This is a genomic window from Paraburkholderia sp. IMGN_8 (assembly GCF_038050405.1).
Classification (GTDB): domain Bacteria; phylum Pseudomonadota; class Gammaproteobacteria; order Burkholderiales; family Burkholderiaceae; genus Paraburkholderia.
In genome coordinates this window covers 116,865-133,129 of sequence record NZ_CP150901.1, presented here as the reverse complement: position 1 = coordinate 133,129, position 16,265 = coordinate 116,865, and the positions used below count along the sequence as shown (strand labels likewise).

The following is a 16,265-nucleotide window of genomic DNA, read 5'->3' as shown; positions in this document are numbered from 1 at the left end:
ATGACCCCTTGTGCCGGTTTTTTGGCCGTGCGCTCGAAGGTTCGTTTGAAGCTAGCTGGGAAGTCGACTGAGCCCTTCATGCAATAGGCGCCTGCGGTCGACGCTACATGCTGCGCTTGATGCCTGGCGTTGCAGATCCAAGGGTGTAGTCATTGATAGCGCTTTGCCGAATGATGCTTGTGAAGCAATTAGTAAGGAATACGTAATATTCGTGGCTTTACCGGTACCGAGTCGAAATGTTGAGCTCGCTGTCGTCCGACAGCGGTCAGCGCACCTTCGATTATCTAACAGTATCTGCTGGCGGATATTGGCACATCGAAGCACCAGCTTCATCAGCAATGAACGCAATCAGCGCGTTCTCCGGTTCACCTCTCGCTGTACTCAACAACGCCAACGCGGGACGACTTTGATCGATCTTGCTGCCTCCTCGGGGACAACCTGCTTTTAGCGATACATCCGGACAATGATGAGATATTTGAAACTACTAGGAGTTGCATCAGCAACAATGTTGGCATGGTTTGGTGCGGAAAACGCGCAGGCTCAGGCCAGCACGATCACCGTCGCAGGCCAGCAATACAAGTTGTGCGGGCTGGAGAATGGCAATTGCTCATTCCTCGGAACAGGCTCAGTGGTGTTCGGTGCGGTTCCGCCCGACGCGCCGTCGGTGATGTTGACCGCTCCGAGTACCTTCAGCAACGGGGTCGGCTGTTATGTCGGCGCGGTTTCGCAGACAGATCCCGCATTCGGCTACGGCAAGGCATGCTGGGTTAGAGCGGTTGCCGCCAGCCCGGCGCCGACTCCGACTCCGACTCCGGCCCCGACCCCGACTCCGACCCCGGCTCCGGCTCCGGCTCCGGCTCCGGCTCCGGCTCCGGCTCCGACTCCGACTCCGACTCCGACTCCGACTCCGACTCCGACTCCGACTCCGACTCCGACCCCGACCCCGACTCCCGGCAGTTCGACCATGTCGTGCGGCACACCGACACAAACAGCCGGCGGAAGTCCCAACGGGTCAATCAGCGCCGACACCCCCACCACCGACGGCTTGCGCGTTTTCCAGAACAACGCACCGTTCAAGCTGGCGATTACGACGAACGCGCCGAGCGCGGATACGGTCGTCTGGTCTGTCGCGGACTCGAATGGCGCGATCAAGACGCAGGGAAGTTTTGCGGTTAAGTCTGGTGTGCAAACCAGCACGATTCCGTGCACCTCAACGTGGTCCGGCTATGGCGCGCTTACCGCGACGCTACGCTCGAATGGCGGGACGTTGCCGAACACCGGTACGCGTCCGATGGGCATTGCAACGTTCGGTGTGCTGCCAAGCCTTCAGTCGGTACTGGGCACCGTAACGTATGCACATCAGGATCAGCACCGCTTCGGCATGCAGGGCTTCAACGGCAACATCGCCGCGCTGCATGCTCTGGGCATCTCGTGGACGATCGACGACCGTCAGGTATCGGCGATGGAACCCAATGGCCCTAACACGTACACGCCGAGCGTGAATGACCTCGATCCGTTCTACAAGGCTAATCCTGATCAGATGCGCATTGTGCGTCTTGATGGACTGCCAGCCTGGGATTCGAAGACAGGCCAGTTCAACGACAGCTACTATGCGCCGTCGAACATGCCTGAGTTCCAGAGCTTCATGGCCAGAGTCGGCACCGATACGAGCCTGATCCGCGCTGCAAACTACCCGAACCAGCAAAAGAACTACTATCAGGTGACGTGGGAGCCGAGCCTCGGCTGGGCGGATAGCGACGCGAACTTCGTCGCCATGTACAAGGCGGCTTACCAGGGCATTCACTCGACCGATCCGAATGCCGTCGTGATGGGCACCGGCAACCCGTTCCCGTCGAATTGCGACACCTGTACAACCGGCTATCTGCAGAAGTTCGGTGCGCTAGGCCTGTGGAATTACATTGATGCAGTCTCCACGCATGGCTACTGGAATGCGGGCACCTATCCGGCTCATCCGCCTGAATTGCAGGACTCCGATCCGGATCCGGCGAACCAGGCGAACGCGCTCGACAACCAGATGACGCAGTTGCGTTCGGTGATGCAGGCGGGCAAGCCGAACATGAAGCTGTTCTTCACCGAAGCAGGTACGAGCTACGATCCGGGTCTTAACTACGGCCCCACGGTGCCGTCGCAAAACCAGTTGTTTGCTCATGCCGCGGTTGGCGTGCGATCGCACATTATCGTGCTTGGCGGTGGCGCACAGTTGACGACGCTTTTCTATGGTCCTGACTATCCGGGCGAAGTGGGATACGGCTCATTCTTCGACCTGAATGACGCACAGGGCGCGTTCGGCGCAACGAACCTCTCGCCGAAGCCCGAAGCGATGGCCTTTGCCACGATGACCCGCGTCCTCGACGGCACGAATACCTTGGGCCGGGTCACGGGTACGCCGTCCGGAACCTTCGCGTATGCGTTCCAGCAACTCGGCAACGGCAAGGTGGTGACTGCTGCGTGGGCGCACAACAACGCGCAGTGGCCTGCAAGCAATGGCCTTTATAGCCAGACGTACTCGACCAGCTATTCGCTCCAGGTCGACAACGCAGGCACGTCGGGCAATGTGACGAAGATCGATGGTTACGGCAATACCAGCACGGTTGCCTATACCAACGGTAAAGTCACGCTGACCCTTACCGAGGTGCCGCAGTACATCGTGTCGAACAACGCGACGGTTGCCAAGGCCAACGCGACTGTTCCGCTCGGCTATACGGGGCAATAAGCACCGGAGACTATTGACGCGCCGCTGGAAGATTAGCGGCGCGTCGATAAGCCTTTTAACCAGCAGAACTGGCGCGTCTGATTGCCGTGATGACGCGAGTTATCTCTGGCCTTCCACAGAGGCAATTCGAAAGACCGAGATGCCCTCCATAGGGTCCAGTGTTTCGCGCCAAGGCGCCCGCTCAAGTAAGCGGGTCATGTCTTCATAGCCGGCGGCCCAGCGCTGCTCGATGCCATTCGACGAAAAATCGATATCCTTGTTCAAGTCGTCGTTATTGAATGCCGGCGCATCGAGTTCCAATACCTGCATCGTCGTGCCACAGCCCCAGTTCAGGAGCTGCTGAACCTCCGGCGTATCGCGTTTCTCTTCGGGGATGTATTGGCTGAGTTCCCGAATCACGTGACGCAGCCGGTGGATCTGCTTCTGTCGGTCGAGGTGGCTTTCCGCGCGACTCGAATACTGAATGTCGCGCTGCCGGCTCATTACCTGCAAGATAGATTCGGGTTCCGGACCGCTTGAGGGCCACAATTGCACCGAAAAAATCACCGAACTGCGCCGCGGCCGGTCGTCGAGCACTGCCTCGAGCGGCGTGTTCGAGTAGATCCCGCCGTCCCAGTAGGATTCGCCTTCCAGTCGCACCGAAGGAAAGCCGGGTGGAAAAGCGGCGGATGCCATCACGTGTTCGACGTCCATCGGCGCGTCCCGATTGGTGAAATACCGCATACGTCCGCTGCAGACGTTGACCGTGCCAACTGTCAATCGCGTCGTCTTCCGATTCAGGTAATCGAAATCGACCAGTGAGGACAAGGTTTCACGCAGTGGCTCCGTCGAATAGAATGCCGCCCGGTCGGCGCCAACGCGCGCTTGAATACTCGCCCAGGACCCCAGCTGTGGGGTGAAGAACGACGGCACGCCTTGAGTGACGATCTCCAGGTCGCGAGCCCAGTTTGCGAGTCCTGGCAACCAGCTTGCCGCATCGACGCCATGACGCGCCACGCCGTTCCAGAACTGGGTTAATCGCGCAATTCGGTTCTCGGGCGGATTGCCGGCGATGATCGCGCCGTTTATCGCGCCGATCGACGTGCCGATCACCCAGTCGGGTTTGACTTTGCCGTCATGCATCGCCTGATAGACACCCGCCTGGTACGCTCCGAGGGCACCGCCTCCCTGAAAGACCAGAACAACCTGACCGGGAATGTCCGGTGCGGCCTCCGACCGGCCGGCTGGGTTAGCGTCGCGTTCGCCGTGCGTCTTGTTGCCCATCGTAGGTCTCCCGGACGAATGCTGCCGTGCCGGTGATTTTGCCACGGGCACGGTCGACGTGGCGTGAAAGCCGATTTCGTGATCGGAGGCGCAGCCGCCAGCGAACGGTCCGTCCGGCAGAGATCTGTCAATACCGGCCTGCCAACGTTCCCGGACAAAATACGCTCCTGAGAGGCGCATAATCTCGGTTGGATTGCGTTCCCATTTGTCGCCGGACGCGCCGCAAGCGGCGCCCCTTACATACAACGTTGGTGGACTGACGAAAATCCTTTATTTGAAGGAGTTCGGGAATGACTCTTAACGGCGCGACGCCAAGTGAACCAATCAACGTTGGTCAATTGACCATTCAGTACTTGATAGATGGAACTGCTACAGGCGGGATGGGTGTTTTTGAGTTGACTGTGCCTCCCAGTTCGCAAGTTCCGCCGCCACATAGCCACACGCGGAACGAAGAGTGCGTCTATATGCTGGAGGGCGTGCTCCGGTACTCGGTCGATGGGGTAATCCGGGACCTAACGCCTGGAGAATGGATGTTTACCCCGCGTGGGTCGGTTCATCACTTTAGCAACCCGCACAATCGCACGGCCCGAGCGCTGATCGTCCTTGCGCCCGATATTGGGGCTCAGTATTTTCGTGATGTCGGCACAATAGTAAACGCCGGCGGCCCGCCCGATCGCTCGAAGCTTATCGGCGTCATGTCCAGGTACGGGCTGGTGCCGGCGCCACCACAATGAACCGTTGAGGTGACTCACGAGGAGCCGCTCAGCGATGGCGCCCTTGTGCACATGACGAAGACGCTGACCGGCACCGGCCGGTTAGACCTGCACAGGCGATTGGATCGCCGCGCGTAACGGCGGCGGTGACGGCAAGCATCTATCACTGTTCGAGAAAGGCCGTAGGCGGCCAATCTCAGTCGTTCGACCGCGCATCGATGTGGACGTTTGAGCATCACCCGCACTCAAGTAACGGCCATTCGCGCGTCGCGAAGCGAAGATGACGGTTCGATCGCATACAATGCGTATACCGTGCATCAGAAGCGAGTGAGACGACGTGACAGCATCTTCCCCGACAACCCCGGAAAAGCTGGGGGAACTGGCTTACCAGACTCTGCGGCGAATGATCCTCGACAAGGCCTTGCGTAGCGGCGGCCCTGTCGTCGAAGGACGGCTGGCCGAGGAGCTCAACATTTCCCGCACGCCCATGCGCGAAGCATTGTTGCGGCTTGAAGGCGAGGGTCTGTTGACGCGCGCCGGAGCCCGCTCTTATTCGGTGCGCTTCGTCAGCGCGCAGGAATATTTACAGGCGATGAAGGTACGCGAGCTGCTCGAAGCGGAGGCCGTCGGCCTTGCCATCGGCAAGATCGACAAGAAGCAGATCCAGCAACTGATAAAGAAGATCAAGGCTCTCCGCAGTGGACAGCAGGAGCAGGAACACTGGCAGATCGATGACCAGATTCACACGATGATGGCACATGCAAGCGGCAACGAAGTGCTCGCGCGGATGATCGAAGTTGTGCGCACGAACAGCCGGCTGTTCGAACTTACGACGCCGTTCAATCGAATCGAGGAAGATCGTGTCGAGCACCTTGCGATCCTCGAAGCATACGCTGCCGACGACGCAGATGCCGTACGCGCCGCCGTTCGCACGCATCTGCAAAACCTGCGCCGTTTCGTGCTTAACCGCCTGAGTGGAGGCAGCGGTCCCTGAACCGGACCTGCTGGATCAGGTTCGCGCCAGCAAATCTGCTAGCGCGAGCGCGATCGTTTGGGTGGCGATACGCAGATCTTCAAGTGCCACACGTTCATCGGCTCGATGGCCGTTCGCTTCCAGCAGCGTGCGTGGCCCCGCTCCATAGATGACTGTCGGAACACCCGCCTCGCAATACAGTCGCGCATCGGTGTAGAGCGGCACGCCCCCGGTCGGGATGTCCTGCTCCAACGTGGTCTTCGCGGCGCGCTGCAATGCCGCCGACAGGCGCTCGGCCCCTTCTATGGGACGCAACGGCGATGTCGCCAGTACTTCGCGCACAGTCGTCGAAATGCCCGGCAAGCCTGTTACCGCGTCTTCTATCAACCTATTTAACTGCGCCAGCACCGATCCCGGATCTTCTTCCGGGATCACCCGCCGGTCCAGACGCAAGCTGACCTTGTCCGGCACCACGTTCGTATTGATTCCGCCTTCAATCAAGCCCACCACGAGCGTCGGGTGATCGATGCCGGGCGTGCTCGAGCGGATCGCCTTCAACGCCTCGCGATGTCCGTACAGCGCGTTGAGCACCGCCGTCGTGGCTTCCAGCGCATCGTGCCCGGTGTCGGGCCGTGCCGCGTGCGCGGATTTTCCGCGCACGACGACTTCGAGGTGAATCGCGCCGTTGTGCGCGGTGGTGATCGAATAGGAGAAACCGGCGCAGATCGCGTAGTCCGGCTTCACGATGCCTTCCCTCAGCAGCCACGCTGGGCCGATCAGGCCGCCGCTCTCCTCGTCGTAGGTCAGGTGCAGCTCGACGGTTCCGTCGAGTTCCGCCTGGCTGTCGATCAACGCCTTCAACGCGAACGCATAGGTCGCGAAGTCCGACTTCGATACCGCGGCGCCGCGTCCGAACATCCAGCCGTCACGGATCTCGGCGCCGTAGGGATCAGCGGACCAACCATCGCCGGGCGGGACGACATCGCCGTGCGCGTTCAGCGCGATGACCGGTCCGTCGCCGAAACGATGCCGGACGACCAGATTCGTCGCGCTGATCATGCCGGCGCGCGCGGCATCGGCGTGTGGGACCGGATGGCGTTCGACCTTGAAGCCAAACGATTCGAGTGCAAGCGCCGCCATTTCGGCGTGGCTCGAGCAGTCACCAGGCGGATTGTCCGATGGCATCTTTACCAGCGTCGAAAGAAATTCGACTTCGGTATCGAAGTGGCGATCGACGCTCGCGAGCAGCGCCGAGATAAGCGATTGTTGATTCATGATGACCCGGAGGACTTGAGAGCCGGTATGGCGGGGTTGAAAAGGCGTAACGCAACGCTACTGGCAATGGCGGCGGTCGCGCCGGTCAGCCTTGCGGAACGCCATACGCCCGCTAGCGACTCGCGGCCCCATCGACTCCGTCAATGGCGCAGGATCTTGCCGACGAATTCACGTGTGCGGGCTTCCTGTGGGGTATCGAAAATCTGCTGCGGTGAGCCTGTCTCGATCACATGGCCGCCCGCCATGAACACGACTTTCGACGACACCTCGCGCACGAAACTCATCTCGTGCGACACGATGAACATGGTGATGCCCTCCAACGCCAGGGCGCGAATCGTATCGAGCACCTCGGTGACGAGTTCGGGGTCGAGCGCAGCCGTGACCTCATCGAGAAGCAGCACGTTCGGCTCCAGCGCCAGCGCACGGGCTATGGCAACACGTTGCTGCTGACCACCCGACAACTCGTCCGGATACGCCTTCAGCCTGTGCTCGAGGCCCACGCGCGTAAGCAGCCGGATGGCGTTCTCTTCCACCTGCTTGCGCGGCCAGCCCTTGATCCGGGTGGGCGTGATCATCACGTTGTCCAGCACGGTCATGTTCTGGAACAGGTTGTATTGTTGAAAGACGATTGCGATTTCCGAGCGCAACGACCGCACGGCAGCCTTGTCCGCATAGTTCACGAGATTGCCGTTCAGCCGCACGCTGCCGTGCTCCGGCGGCAACAGCCCCAGTAGAACGCGCAGTAACGTGCTCTTGCCCGACCCAGACGGCCCGATCAGGCTGACGATTTCACCTTTCTCGACCGACAGGTTGATGCGTTCGAGGACCGTGTGCGGCCCATACGACGCCTTCAGATCAACGATTTCGAGTTGCGGCAAGTTTCTTCTCCAGGCGCTTACCCAAGCGCGACAACGGGTACGACATCACGAAATAAAGCACTAACACCGTTCCGTACACGAGCCACGAGGAAAAGCCCTTGTTGGCCAACACCTTGCCGGCGGACGTCAGTTCCATCACGCCGATCTGCGAGGCAAGCGCCGTGTCCTTGATGAACATGACGAAGAACCCGAACGTGGGCGGCACTATCACGCGCCAAGCTTGCGGCACGATGACGAAGCGCAGCGATTCGAAGTATGAGAAATTCAGCGTCTGTGCGGCTTCCCATTGGTTCTTATGGACCGATTCGAGTCCGCTTCGGATGATCTCGCCGAGGTAGGCGGACGCGATCAGGCAGACGCTCAGCGACGCGACGGCAAACGTCGAGAGATTTGCTTTCGACGTTTGGCTCGCGAAGAACACGAGCATCAGCGTGACCAGAAACGGGATGCGGCGAAACAGGAAGCAATAGGCGAAGACGAGGGCGCGCAGAGGCGCCATCGCGCGGGAATGCGTGGCGCGGACAATCGCTATGACAAAGCCCGCCACAAAGCCTGTAAGGCAGCCGGCCACCGACAGCACGAAGGTTGCAGCGAACCCTGCCACCAGCAACAGCAGATTGTAAAAAGAGAACAGTTGTGCGATTTCGGCCTGTGAGGAAGCGAACATCAGAACACCTTGATTTTGGCGCGGCAGACATGGCGCCCGATCATCGCCAGCGCGAAAGTCGCGATCAATGTGACGGCGACATACAGAACGGCAGCCACGCTGAACGCCTCGACCGAGAGGTAGGTTTGCGAACTGAGGTTATACGTGCGCCCCGTCAGTTCCTCGACGCCGAAGATCGACGCCATCGACGTGCCGAGCGTCATGACGATGAACTGGTTCGACAGCGGCGGGAACATCACCTTCAACACGTGCGGCAAAATCACGTGCCGCACGATCTGCGGTGTGGAGAAGCCGAGCACTTCGGCGGCTTCGATTTCCATCAGCCGGACCGAATTGAAACCCGCGCGCTGAATCTCGCACAGATACGCGCCCGCATTGAACGTCGCCCCGATCAGCACCGCTGTGAACGGCGCAAGGGTCACGCCGATCTCAGGCAGTGCGAAGAACAGGAAAAAGATCTGCACGAGTTGCGGCGTGTTGGTCGCGAATATCACATAAGCCATCACCACCTTGCGCAGAAACACCGGCCCGTAACGCAACACCGAAGCACAGACGAGGCCGATGATCATGCCGAACGCAAACGCGAGCACGGCGATCTGCAGGCTGAGCCATGCGCCGGCGAGCAAATACGGCCACTGCTGGAGGATGGGCTCGAAATGTAGGGTCATCGGATAATGGCTCCTGCCGGATGCTCAGCGCTCGCGCGTCACGGCGACGAGCGCTGTCGCCGGTTTTCCTTACCTTACTGCGCGGCTGCAACAGGCGTAGGCGAGGCGGTCGGGTCGTGCAGCATGGCGCTGCCGAACCACTTCTTCCAGCTTGCGGCGACAAAGCCGTTCTTCTGCAACGTGCCGATTTCCTTGTTCAGACGCTGCGTCAGTGCCATATTGCCCTTTTGCACGCCGATGCAGTCATAGTCCACTTCGATCGGCGCATCCACCACGCGCCATTTCGTCGGATAGTTCTTCGTGTAGCTCAGCATGAAGTCGAGCACGTCGATCAATGCATCGGCGCGGCCTTGGGCGATCGCGCGAACCGCATCCGGATAGTTGTCGAGAATCAGGAGTTGCGCCTTGGGCAGTTTGTCATGGATCAGCTGGATAGGCGTCGTACCGCGTACCTGAACGAGGCGCACCGCTGGATCATTCAACTGGGTCCAGTCCGCATAGGACGTCGCCTGTGTCGTCAGGATACCTAGCACTTCGGTGTTGACCGGGTCGGTGAAGTCGATCACCTTCAGGCGGTCCGCGTTGCGCGTCATGCCGCCCATCACCGCGTCGATCTTGTCGGTCATCAAAAACGGCACGCGATCGTTCGAGCCAACCGGAACGATTTCGAGCTTTACGCCGAGCGAGTCGGCAATCTTCCTGGCAATGCTGACATCGAAGCCTTCGATGTTGTTTTTCGCGTCGTAAATGCCGAGCGGCGGCAGGTTCGGGTTGATGCCGAACACGATCTTCTTCGACGCGATGATTTCGTCGAGCGTGCGGGCGCTTGCATCGAACGAGCCGAGCAACGCGCAGGCGGCAACGCCCACGGCGAGCATGCGGGTGAGGAGGATCGAGGATTTCATGCGGCAACTCCGTAGTAGGTTCGGGGGCGAATGCTGACCATTCTGGCGCGCGGCTCGGGCGCTTCCCGGACCGTCTTTATTTTGGCCATTTTGTGTATACGAAACGTATACGATAAGATAAAAACATCGACGAAATTAGTTGTCAAGGGAGCATGTCTCATGCTGGATGAGAAGGCCATGCGCATCGACAAGACAGGCGGCGCGGCTACCGTGAGGTTTCTCTTCGACGGCCGACCGGTGCGGGCTTGCCAAGGCGAAAGCGTGGCAGCCGCGCTGTTTGCTTCAGGTACGAAGACCTTGCGGACGAGTCCGCGCACTGGCGCGCCGCGCGGCATGTTCTGTTTGATGGGGTCTTGTCAGGAGTGTCTCGTCATAGTCGATGATCGCCGCGTGCTTGCATGCCGGACGACGGCCACTGATGGAATGCGCGTCGACAAGGTACCGGAGACCCGCCGTGATATCTGACTTCGATGTCCTCGTGCTCGGCGGCGGCCCGGCCGGTGTAAACGCGGCGCTGGCTGCGTCGGCAGCAGGTCTTAAGGTTGCGCTGTTCGATGAGAACCCGGCGGCCGGCGGGCAGGTCTATCGCGCATCGGTCAGCGCCGCTGTGCCGTCGAGTGCGGACCAGCAAGCGGGCGACGCGCTGCGGCGCGCGCTCGCCGAAAGCGAGGTCACCACCTACTTCGATCACGTGGTCTGGGCCGTCACCGGCGACTATCGCGTCGATGCCGCGGGTCCCGCCGGCCCCGTGCATTGCACCGGTCGCGCACTGATCGTCGCGGCGGGAACCACGGAACGCGTCGTGCCGTTCGAGGGGTGGACCACGCCCGGCGTCATCGGGCTGGCCGCCGCCACGATCCTCCTCAAATCGCAAGGCATCCTGCCGGGCCGCTCGACGCTCGTGGCAGGCTGCGGGCCGTTGCTCGCGGCCGTCGCGGCGAAGACGATAAAGGGCGGCGGCAAGGTCGAAGCAATTGTGGATATCGCGGGCCTCGGCGACTGGGCACGCGCGCTGCCCGCCATGGCGTCGCGCCCTGCTCTGATGCGCGAGGGATTCCAGTGGTGGCGCGAGATTCACCGCGCCGGCGTGCCGATTCATTCGCGGCACACGATAGTCAAAGTCGAGCCGGCCGGCGATCGGCTGCGCGCGACTCTGGCGCCGTGTGACGCAGCAGGCCGGCCCGTCTCAGGAGAGCGCAGCTGCGTGGACGCCGACTGTATCGCGGTCGGTCATGGCCTCACCCCGTCAACCGAAATCACGCGTCTCCTGCGCGCGGAACATCGGTACTCGCGGCAGGCGGGCGGCTGGATCGCCATCACCGACGAGGACTGCTGCACCTCGCGACCCCGGCTCTACGTGGCGGGCGACGGCGCAGGCATCGCCGGCGCGGCTGCGGCGAGCCACCACGGCACGCTCGCAGGACTCGCCTGCGCCATCAAGCTTGGCGGCACCGACATCGCCCGGCTTCGGTCACGACTGTCGTCCGTGCGTCGGGCGCACCTCAAGGCGGCGCGCTTCGGTCGCGCGATGGGGCAATTGATGGCGCTGCGGGCCGGCCACACCGACGGCATTGGGCCGCGAACCATCGTCTGTCGATGCGAGGACGTGACTCGCGCCGAGATCGACGCCGCCTGCGACGCCGGCGCGCACAACGTGAACCAGCTCAAGGCCTGGACCCGCTGCGGCATGGGACCGTGCCAGGGCCGCACGTGCGGGGACGTGACGGCAGAACTGCTTGCCGCACGCGCATGCGGCGGCTCGCGTGAACGCGCTGGCTGTTTTTCCGCCCGCACGCCGTTGCGGCCCGTGACGGTTGAAGCGCTGACTGGCGAGTTCAGCTACGACGACATTCCGATACCGAAGGCTGCGCCGTTATGAGCCAGCCGACGACAACCGCATTCGATGTCGCCGTGCTCGGCGGCGGCGTAATGGGATGCACCACCGCACTATTTCTCGCTCGAGCCGGCATGCGAGTGGCGGTGATCGAACGCGATGCGCTGTGCCGTGGCGCGTCGGGCGTGAACGCCGGCACGCTGACGCTGCATATGACGCGTGCCGCGCTGGTTCCCTATGCGATCCGCGGGTGGAAAATGTGGATGAACACCGGCACGTGGCTAGGCCACGGCGTGCTCGCCACGCCGGCGCCCGGCCTCGCGCTTGCCTTCACGGAGTCCGAGAAAGTGCTGTTGCAGCAACGCGCGGCGGCGAGGCGCGAGTACGGCGCGCAGATCGATCTGCTCGACCGGGATGCCGCGCTCGCCGTCGAGCCAGGCCTGAATCCAGCGATGCTGCAAGCCGCGTACTGTGCAACCGACGGCTTCGCCAGTGCGTATCTCACGGGCCGCGCTTTCCATGCGGCGTTGCGCGAAGCGGGTGTGCACGTTTTCGAGCAGACACCGGCAATGCGAATCGAGCGTGTCGCGGGAATGTATCGGGTGTCCGGCCCGGACGACGCGATCAGTATCGATGCGACGCGTCTTGTGATGGCGGGCGGCGTGTGGCTTGAGCCCCTGCTCGCGATGCTCGGCATCCACATCCCCGTCAAGACGCTCGTCAATCAGTTGATCGTCACTGAACGCATGCCGTCCGTGATGAAGTCGGTGCTGAGCATCGCGAACGGGCTGCTGTCGATGAAGCAGTTCGCCAACGGCAGTGTCCTGATAGGCGGCGGCTGGCAAGGCATCGGCGATCGCGTGCGTGGCGGCGTGGAAACGGTGCCGGACAACCTGATCGGCAATCTCCGGCTCGCGCAGCACGTGATCCCCGCGCTCGCCAAGGCGCGCGTCGCCCGCATCTGGCTCGGCCTCGAATCCGAAACCGCCGACGCCATGCCGATGATCGGCGCGCTTCCCGGTTTCCCCGATGCGTGGGTGATCGGTTGCGCGCACTCCGGCTACACCAGCGGTCCCTACATGGGCAAGCTGCTTGCCCAGACCATGCTCGGCGAAGAACCCGAGTTGCCCCTGTTCGATCCGGCGCGGCTCGTCGTTCATGACGATGCACCCGTCCAACCTCATTGGGAAAAGACAGAATGATCCCCACGCATGCCGACCCATTCAACGGCGTCTATGCCGCTACGCTGTGCCCCCTCGACGCGGATGGGCGACACCTGGACGAAGCGGCGCTCGAACGGCATATCGAAGCGGTGGCGAGCGTCGACGGGATTGCCGGGCTTCTGGTGAACGGCCATGCCGGCGAGAACTTCACGCTCTCGGCAGCAGACAAGCGGCGCGTCGTGGAAATTGCGCATGCCGTCTGTGGCGATCGCTCGATCATCGTAGCCGGCGTGAATGCCGAGGACAGCTATGAGGCGCAGGCCCACGCAAACGACGCAAGACAGGCCGGCGCCGATGCCATGCTGCTGTTTCCGCCATTCTCGTGGGCGCTGTCGACCGATCTCGACACCGTTCTGACGCATCACCGGATCGCCAACGCCGAGGCCCGCCTGCCCATGATGCTTTACCAGGCCGGCGTCGCCACGGGCGGCATGGCCTACACGCCGCAGATGCTCGCCGCACTCGTCGGCTTGCCCGAGGTCGTGGCTATCAAGGAAGGCAGTTGGGAGACTGCCGTCTACGAAGCGAACCGCCGGCTCGTCAAATCGATCGCGCCGCACGTGGCCGTGATGGCTTCCGGCGACGAACACCTGTTTACCTGTTTTGCGATCGGCACCGAAGGTAGCGTCGTCAGCCTTGCAGCCGTCGTGCCTGAACTGATCGTGGCGCTGTATCGCGCTGTCGAACACGGTGATCTCGGCCGCGCGCAGCAGCTTCACGAGCGCATCTATCCGCTTGCGAAGACCATCTACGGAACCGCGCCCGGCTCGCACGCCAATGCGCGCCTGAAAGCCTGCCTGCACCTGCTGGGCCACTTCCCGCATCCGTCGATGCGCCCGCCGATCCCGCCGCTCTCCCACGCAGAACTGGCGTGTCTCGAAGACGCGCTCGCCATCGCAACCGACGCTCAACGGAGTGACTCATGAGCCTGACCCCAACCCTCATCAAAGGCGGCCGCATCATTACGGCCGTTGACGACTACGTCGCCGACATCCTCGTGGAAGGCGAGCGCATCGTCAGCATCGGACTGAATCTCGATGCGGGACCGGACGCGCAGGTGATCGACGCGGCAGGGTTGCTGGTATTTCCGGGAGGCGTCGATTGCCATACGCATATGGAGAATACCTTTGGGGCATCGGTGACCTGCGACAACTTTGCGTCGGGCACGCGCTCGGCGGCCTTCGGCGGAACGACGACGATCATCGACTTCGCGTTGCAAAGCGCCGGCACGAGCCCGCTCGATGCGATCTCGCGGGCGCAATCGAAGGCAGCGTCGACCGCGAACATCGACTATGGCTTTCACGTGATCGTGACGCAGGTGGACGAGCGCGTGCTCGGCGACATGCAATATGCGATTCGCCACGAAGGTGTCTCGAGCTTCAAGATGTTCATGGCCTATCCCGGCACTGTCATGTCGGACGACGCCACTATTTTTCAGGCGATGCGGATGGTCGGCCAGCACGGCGGCATGATCGCGTTGCATGCCGAGAACGGCACGGTCATCGACCTGCTGATTCGCGAGGCGCTCGCGCAGGGCCATTCCGCGCCGCGTTATCACGCGCTGACGCGACCTTCAATCATGGAGGGCGAAGCGACGCATCGCGGCATCAAGCTCGCCGAACTCGCCGAAGCGCCAGTTTATTTCGTACACCTTTCGGCAAAAGAGGCATTAAAGCACGTGATCGAAGCGCGCGACTTAGGCATTCCGGTGTTCGCGGAGACCTGCCCGCACTATCTGTTCTTCGATGAATCGGCGTACGCCGACGACAGCTTCGAGCTTGCGCGTTACGTGATGAGTCCACCACTGCGCTCGAAGGAAGCGCAGAACGCGCTATGGACCGCGCTCAAGACCGACGATCTGCAACTGATCTCAACCGATCACTGTCCGTATTGCATGAAGGAAGGCCATCGTGGCAATGTCAACCAGAAGCCGCTTGGACGCGGCGATTTTTCGAAGATCCCGAACGGCGTGCCGGGCGTCGAAACGCGCATGACGGTGGTCTACGACGGCGGCGTACGAGGCGGCCGCATTTCGCTGAATCGCTTCGTCGACTTGATGTCGACTGCGCCAGCCAAGCTCTTCGGCCTGTTCCCGAAGAAGGGAACGCTTGCGATCGGCAGCGACGCCGATATCGTCCTGTTCGATCCGCACGAGTCGCACGTGATCAGTGCGGACACGCAACACGGCGATTGCGACTTCACGTTGTTCGAAGGTCGCGCGGTCACGGGCCGGGTGAAGAAAGTGCTGCTACGCGGAGAATTGCTGATCGACAACGGTGACTGGGTCGGACGGACCGGTCAGGGAAAGTTTGTCGCGCGCGGCGAACTTGGCGGTCACTGGTAGAACGCCATGCCAATCTATGAGCATGCCTGCGATGCATGCGGGACGTTCGATTCCATCCGCCCGGTTTCCAGACGTGATGAGCGAATGCCGTGCCCAGAGTGCGGCCTGTTGTCGCCGCGCATCGCCAGCGGTTCGACGGTGCTGCTGGCGCAGCGCGGCGGGAAAATGCCGGCGGAAGAAGGGGCCTACGGCTTCAGGCATCAAGGTAGCTGTGGTTGCTGCCACTAGAAAATTTACTTGAACGGCGACGGGAGTAACCGTTCAGCTTTCTCGAAAGCGGATATCCGAGCCAGGGCGGTTCCCGGGGTTTTCAATCAGCCCTCGAATGGCTGTAAAGGCGGGGTACGTGCCAGCCGATCCGACTGCGCAAACGACCGTTACACCTTGGAAGCTGCCGTTGAAGTCGCGCCGGGCCCAAGGACGGAAGTGGGTCGCGAAGGAGCATTCGACTTCCTCTATAACGACCGTTCGCCAAGACACTGAGTCGTGGTTCTGCCAGCGACCGCTTCGACCGAACAATAGCTACACGTCACCGATCCACAAGAACGCATCAAGCTGACGCGACCTGGCACCGAGCGCGGACAGGATCGCGAACGCGCGCCACCGGTCGGCCAAACCCAATGCAATGATGAGTCCAGTTGCGCTTGCAACCATCAACGCTGCAGCACCAGGTTCGAGTTGCGTCAGGCCGCGCCGTTCGACAGCCATCAGGTTCGAACTGATCAGGTGCCGGGCCTGCCCGATGCCGCTGACCTTTACTACGCCAAGCGGCCCGACCATAGCGCTCG

At 61.7% G+C, this 16,265-nt stretch carries 17 protein-coding genes; 9 read left to right on the top strand and 8 right to left on the bottom strand.

Translation table 11 applies throughout. The annotated features are described in order from the left end of the window. The first annotated feature begins 236 nt into the window (after nt 1–236). Entirely contained in the window at nt 237–410 is a 174-nt protein-coding gene (locus WN982_RS21775; RefSeq protein WP_341317767.1) for a hypothetical protein, read from the top strand. Nucleotides 411–540: 130 nt separating this feature from the next. On the opposite strand, the gene WN982_RS21770 is transcribed toward WN982_RS21775, so the two are convergent. Next, nucleotides 541–696, bottom strand: coding sequence for a hypothetical protein (locus WN982_RS21770; protein ID WP_341317766.1), 156 nt, complete (start codon nt 694–696; stop codon nt 541–543). 268 nt (nt 697–964) lie between these two features. Here WN982_RS21770 and WN982_RS21765 point away from each other — a divergent pair, with 268 nt between their 5' ends. After that, nucleotides 965–2,734 (top strand): hypothetical protein, encoded by a 1,770-nt coding sequence (locus tag WN982_RS21765; protein ID WP_341317765.1) that lies wholly within the window; start codon nt 965–967, stop codon nt 2,732–2,734. A gap of 99 nt (nt 2,735–2,833) precedes the next feature. Here WN982_RS21765 and WN982_RS21760 read toward each other — a convergent pair whose 3' ends face one another. Next, complete coding sequence (locus tag WN982_RS21760; RefSeq protein ID WP_341317764.1) at nt 2,834–3,997, bottom strand: patatin-like phospholipase family protein; 1,164 nt, start codon at nt 3,995–3,997, stop codon at nt 2,834–2,836. 290 nt (nt 3,998–4,287) lie between these two features. Here WN982_RS21760 and WN982_RS21755 point away from each other — a divergent pair, with 290 nt between their 5' ends. Beyond that, nucleotides 4,288–4,731, top strand: a complete 444-nt coding sequence (locus WN982_RS21755) for a cupin domain-containing protein (RefSeq protein ID WP_341317763.1) — start codon at nt 4,288–4,290, stop codon at nt 4,729–4,731. Between the two features lie 316 nt (nt 4,732–5,047). Then, nucleotides 5,048–5,704: a GntR family transcriptional regulator gene (locus tag WN982_RS21750; RefSeq protein ID WP_341317762.1), complete on the top strand. Its 657-nt coding sequence runs from the start codon at nt 5,048–5,050 to the stop codon at nt 5,702–5,704. 15 nt (nt 5,705–5,719) lie between these two features. Here the strand turns inward: WN982_RS21750 and WN982_RS21745 are convergent, their stop codons facing one another. The 5 genes from WN982_RS21745 to WN982_RS21725 form a co-directional block, all read right to left on the bottom strand. Beyond that, nucleotides 5,720–6,958, bottom strand: a complete 1,239-nt coding sequence (locus tag WN982_RS21745; protein ID WP_341317761.1) for an ArgE/DapE family deacylase — start codon at nt 6,956–6,958, stop codon at nt 5,720–5,722. A 140-nt stretch (nt 6,959–7,098) separates the two neighbouring features. Next, a complete protein-coding gene (locus WN982_RS21740) occupies nt 7,099–7,836 on the bottom strand; it encodes an amino acid ABC transporter ATP-binding protein (RefSeq protein WP_341317760.1) in 738 nt (245 codons plus the stop codon). After that, nucleotides 7,814–8,416 (bottom strand): amino acid ABC transporter permease, encoded by a 603-nt coding sequence (locus WN982_RS21735; protein WP_341317759.1) that lies wholly within the window; start codon nt 8,414–8,416, stop codon nt 7,814–7,816. Before WN982_RS21735 ends, WN982_RS21740 begins: the two co-directional genes overlap by 23 nt. Before the next feature lie 86 nt (nt 8,417–8,502). Beyond that, nucleotides 8,503–9,171: an amino acid ABC transporter permease gene (locus WN982_RS21730; RefSeq protein ID WP_341317758.1), complete on the bottom strand. Its 669-nt coding sequence runs from the start codon at nt 9,169–9,171 to the stop codon at nt 8,503–8,505. A gap of 74 nt (nt 9,172–9,245) precedes the next feature. Then, nucleotides 9,246–10,076 carry a transporter substrate-binding domain-containing protein gene (locus tag WN982_RS21725; RefSeq protein ID WP_341317757.1) on the bottom strand — a complete coding sequence of 277 codons (831 nt, stop codon included), beginning with the start codon at nt 10,074–10,076 and terminating at the stop codon, nt 9,246–9,248. A 177-nt stretch (nt 10,077–10,253) separates the two neighbouring features. On the opposite strand from WN982_RS21725, the gene WN982_RS21720 reads away from it, so the two are divergent. The 5 genes from WN982_RS21720 to hydA are packed head-to-tail and all read left to right on the top strand — an operon-like array spanning nt 10,254 to nt 15,477. Then, a complete protein-coding gene (locus WN982_RS21720; RefSeq protein WP_341319594.1) occupies nt 10,254–10,541 on the top strand; it encodes a (2Fe-2S)-binding protein in 288 nt (95 codons plus the stop codon). Next, nucleotides 10,531–11,955 (top strand): NAD(P)/FAD-dependent oxidoreductase, encoded by a 1,425-nt coding sequence (locus WN982_RS21715; RefSeq protein ID WP_341317756.1) that lies wholly within the window; start codon nt 10,531–10,533, stop codon nt 11,953–11,955. Before WN982_RS21720 ends, WN982_RS21715 begins: the two co-directional genes overlap by 11 nt. After that, a complete protein-coding gene (locus WN982_RS21710; RefSeq protein ID WP_341317755.1) occupies nt 11,952–13,112 on the top strand; it encodes an FAD-dependent oxidoreductase in 1,161 nt (386 codons plus the stop codon). The genes WN982_RS21715 and WN982_RS21710 overlap by 4 nt, the downstream gene beginning before the upstream one ends. Beyond that, nucleotides 13,109–14,059 carry a dihydrodipicolinate synthase family protein gene (locus WN982_RS21705; RefSeq protein ID WP_341317754.1) on the top strand — a complete coding sequence of 317 codons (951 nt, stop codon included), beginning with the start codon at nt 13,109–13,111 and terminating at the stop codon, nt 14,057–14,059. The genes WN982_RS21710 and WN982_RS21705 overlap by 4 nt, the downstream gene beginning before the upstream one ends. Continuing rightward, the gene (gene hydA / locus WN982_RS21700; RefSeq protein WP_341317753.1) at nt 14,056–15,477 is read left to right on the top strand and encodes a dihydropyrimidinase; all 1,422 of its coding nucleotides are present in this window, start codon (nt 14,056–14,058) and stop codon (nt 15,475–15,477) included. The genes WN982_RS21705 and hydA overlap by 4 nt, the downstream gene beginning before the upstream one ends. 522 nt (nt 15,478–15,999) lie before the next feature. Here hydA and WN982_RS21695 read toward each other — a convergent pair. Then, nucleotides 16,000–16,257 carry a hypothetical protein gene (locus tag WN982_RS21695; protein WP_341317752.1) on the bottom strand — a complete coding sequence of 86 codons (258 nt, stop codon included), beginning with the start codon at nt 16,255–16,257 and terminating at the stop codon, nt 16,000–16,002. Nucleotides 16,258–16,265 lie beyond the last annotated feature (8 nt).

What these genes read in the sequence shown, in the direction of transcription:
- WN982_RS21775 (WP_341317767.1), top strand. Translation starts at nt 237, where the DNA reads ATGTTGAGCTCGCTGTCGTCCGACAGCGGTCAGCGCACCTTCGATTAT.
- WN982_RS21765 (WP_341317765.1), top strand. Translation starts at nt 965, where the DNA reads ATGTCGTGCGGCACACCGACACAAACAGCCGGCGGAAGTCCCAACGGG.
- WN982_RS21760 (WP_341317764.1), bottom strand. Translation starts at nt 3,997, where the DNA reads ATGGGCAACAAGACGCACGGCGAACGCGACGCTAACCCAGCCGGCCGG.
- WN982_RS21755 (WP_341317763.1), top strand. Translation starts at nt 4,288, where the DNA reads ATGACTCTTAACGGCGCGACGCCAAGTGAACCAATCAACGTTGGTCAA.
- WN982_RS21745 (WP_341317761.1), bottom strand. Translation starts at nt 6,958, where the DNA reads ATGAATCAACAATCGCTTATCTCGGCGCTGCTCGCGAGCGTCGATCGC.
- WN982_RS21730 (WP_341317758.1), bottom strand. Translation starts at nt 9,171, where the DNA reads ATGACCCTACATTTCGAGCCCATCCTCCAGCAGTGGCCGTATTTGCTC.
- WN982_RS21725 (WP_341317757.1), bottom strand. Translation starts at nt 10,076, where the DNA reads ATGAAATCCTCGATCCTCCTCACCCGCATGCTCGCCGTGGGCGTTGCC.
- WN982_RS21720 (WP_341319594.1), top strand. Translation starts at nt 10,254, where the DNA reads ATGCGCATCGACAAGACAGGCGGCGCGGCTACCGTGAGGTTTCTCTTC.
- WN982_RS21710 (WP_341317755.1), top strand. Translation starts at nt 11,952, where the DNA reads ATGAGCCAGCCGACGACAACCGCATTCGATGTCGCCGTGCTCGGCGGC.
- WN982_RS21705 (WP_341317754.1), top strand. Translation starts at nt 13,109, where the DNA reads ATGATCCCCACGCATGCCGACCCATTCAACGGCGTCTATGCCGCTACG.
- hydA (WP_341317753.1), top strand. Translation starts at nt 14,056, where the DNA reads ATGAGCCTGACCCCAACCCTCATCAAAGGCGGCCGCATCATTACGGCC.
- WN982_RS21695 (WP_341317752.1), bottom strand. Translation starts at nt 16,257, where the DNA reads ATGGTCGGGCCGCTTGGCGTAGTAAAGGTCAGCGGCATCGGGCAGGCC.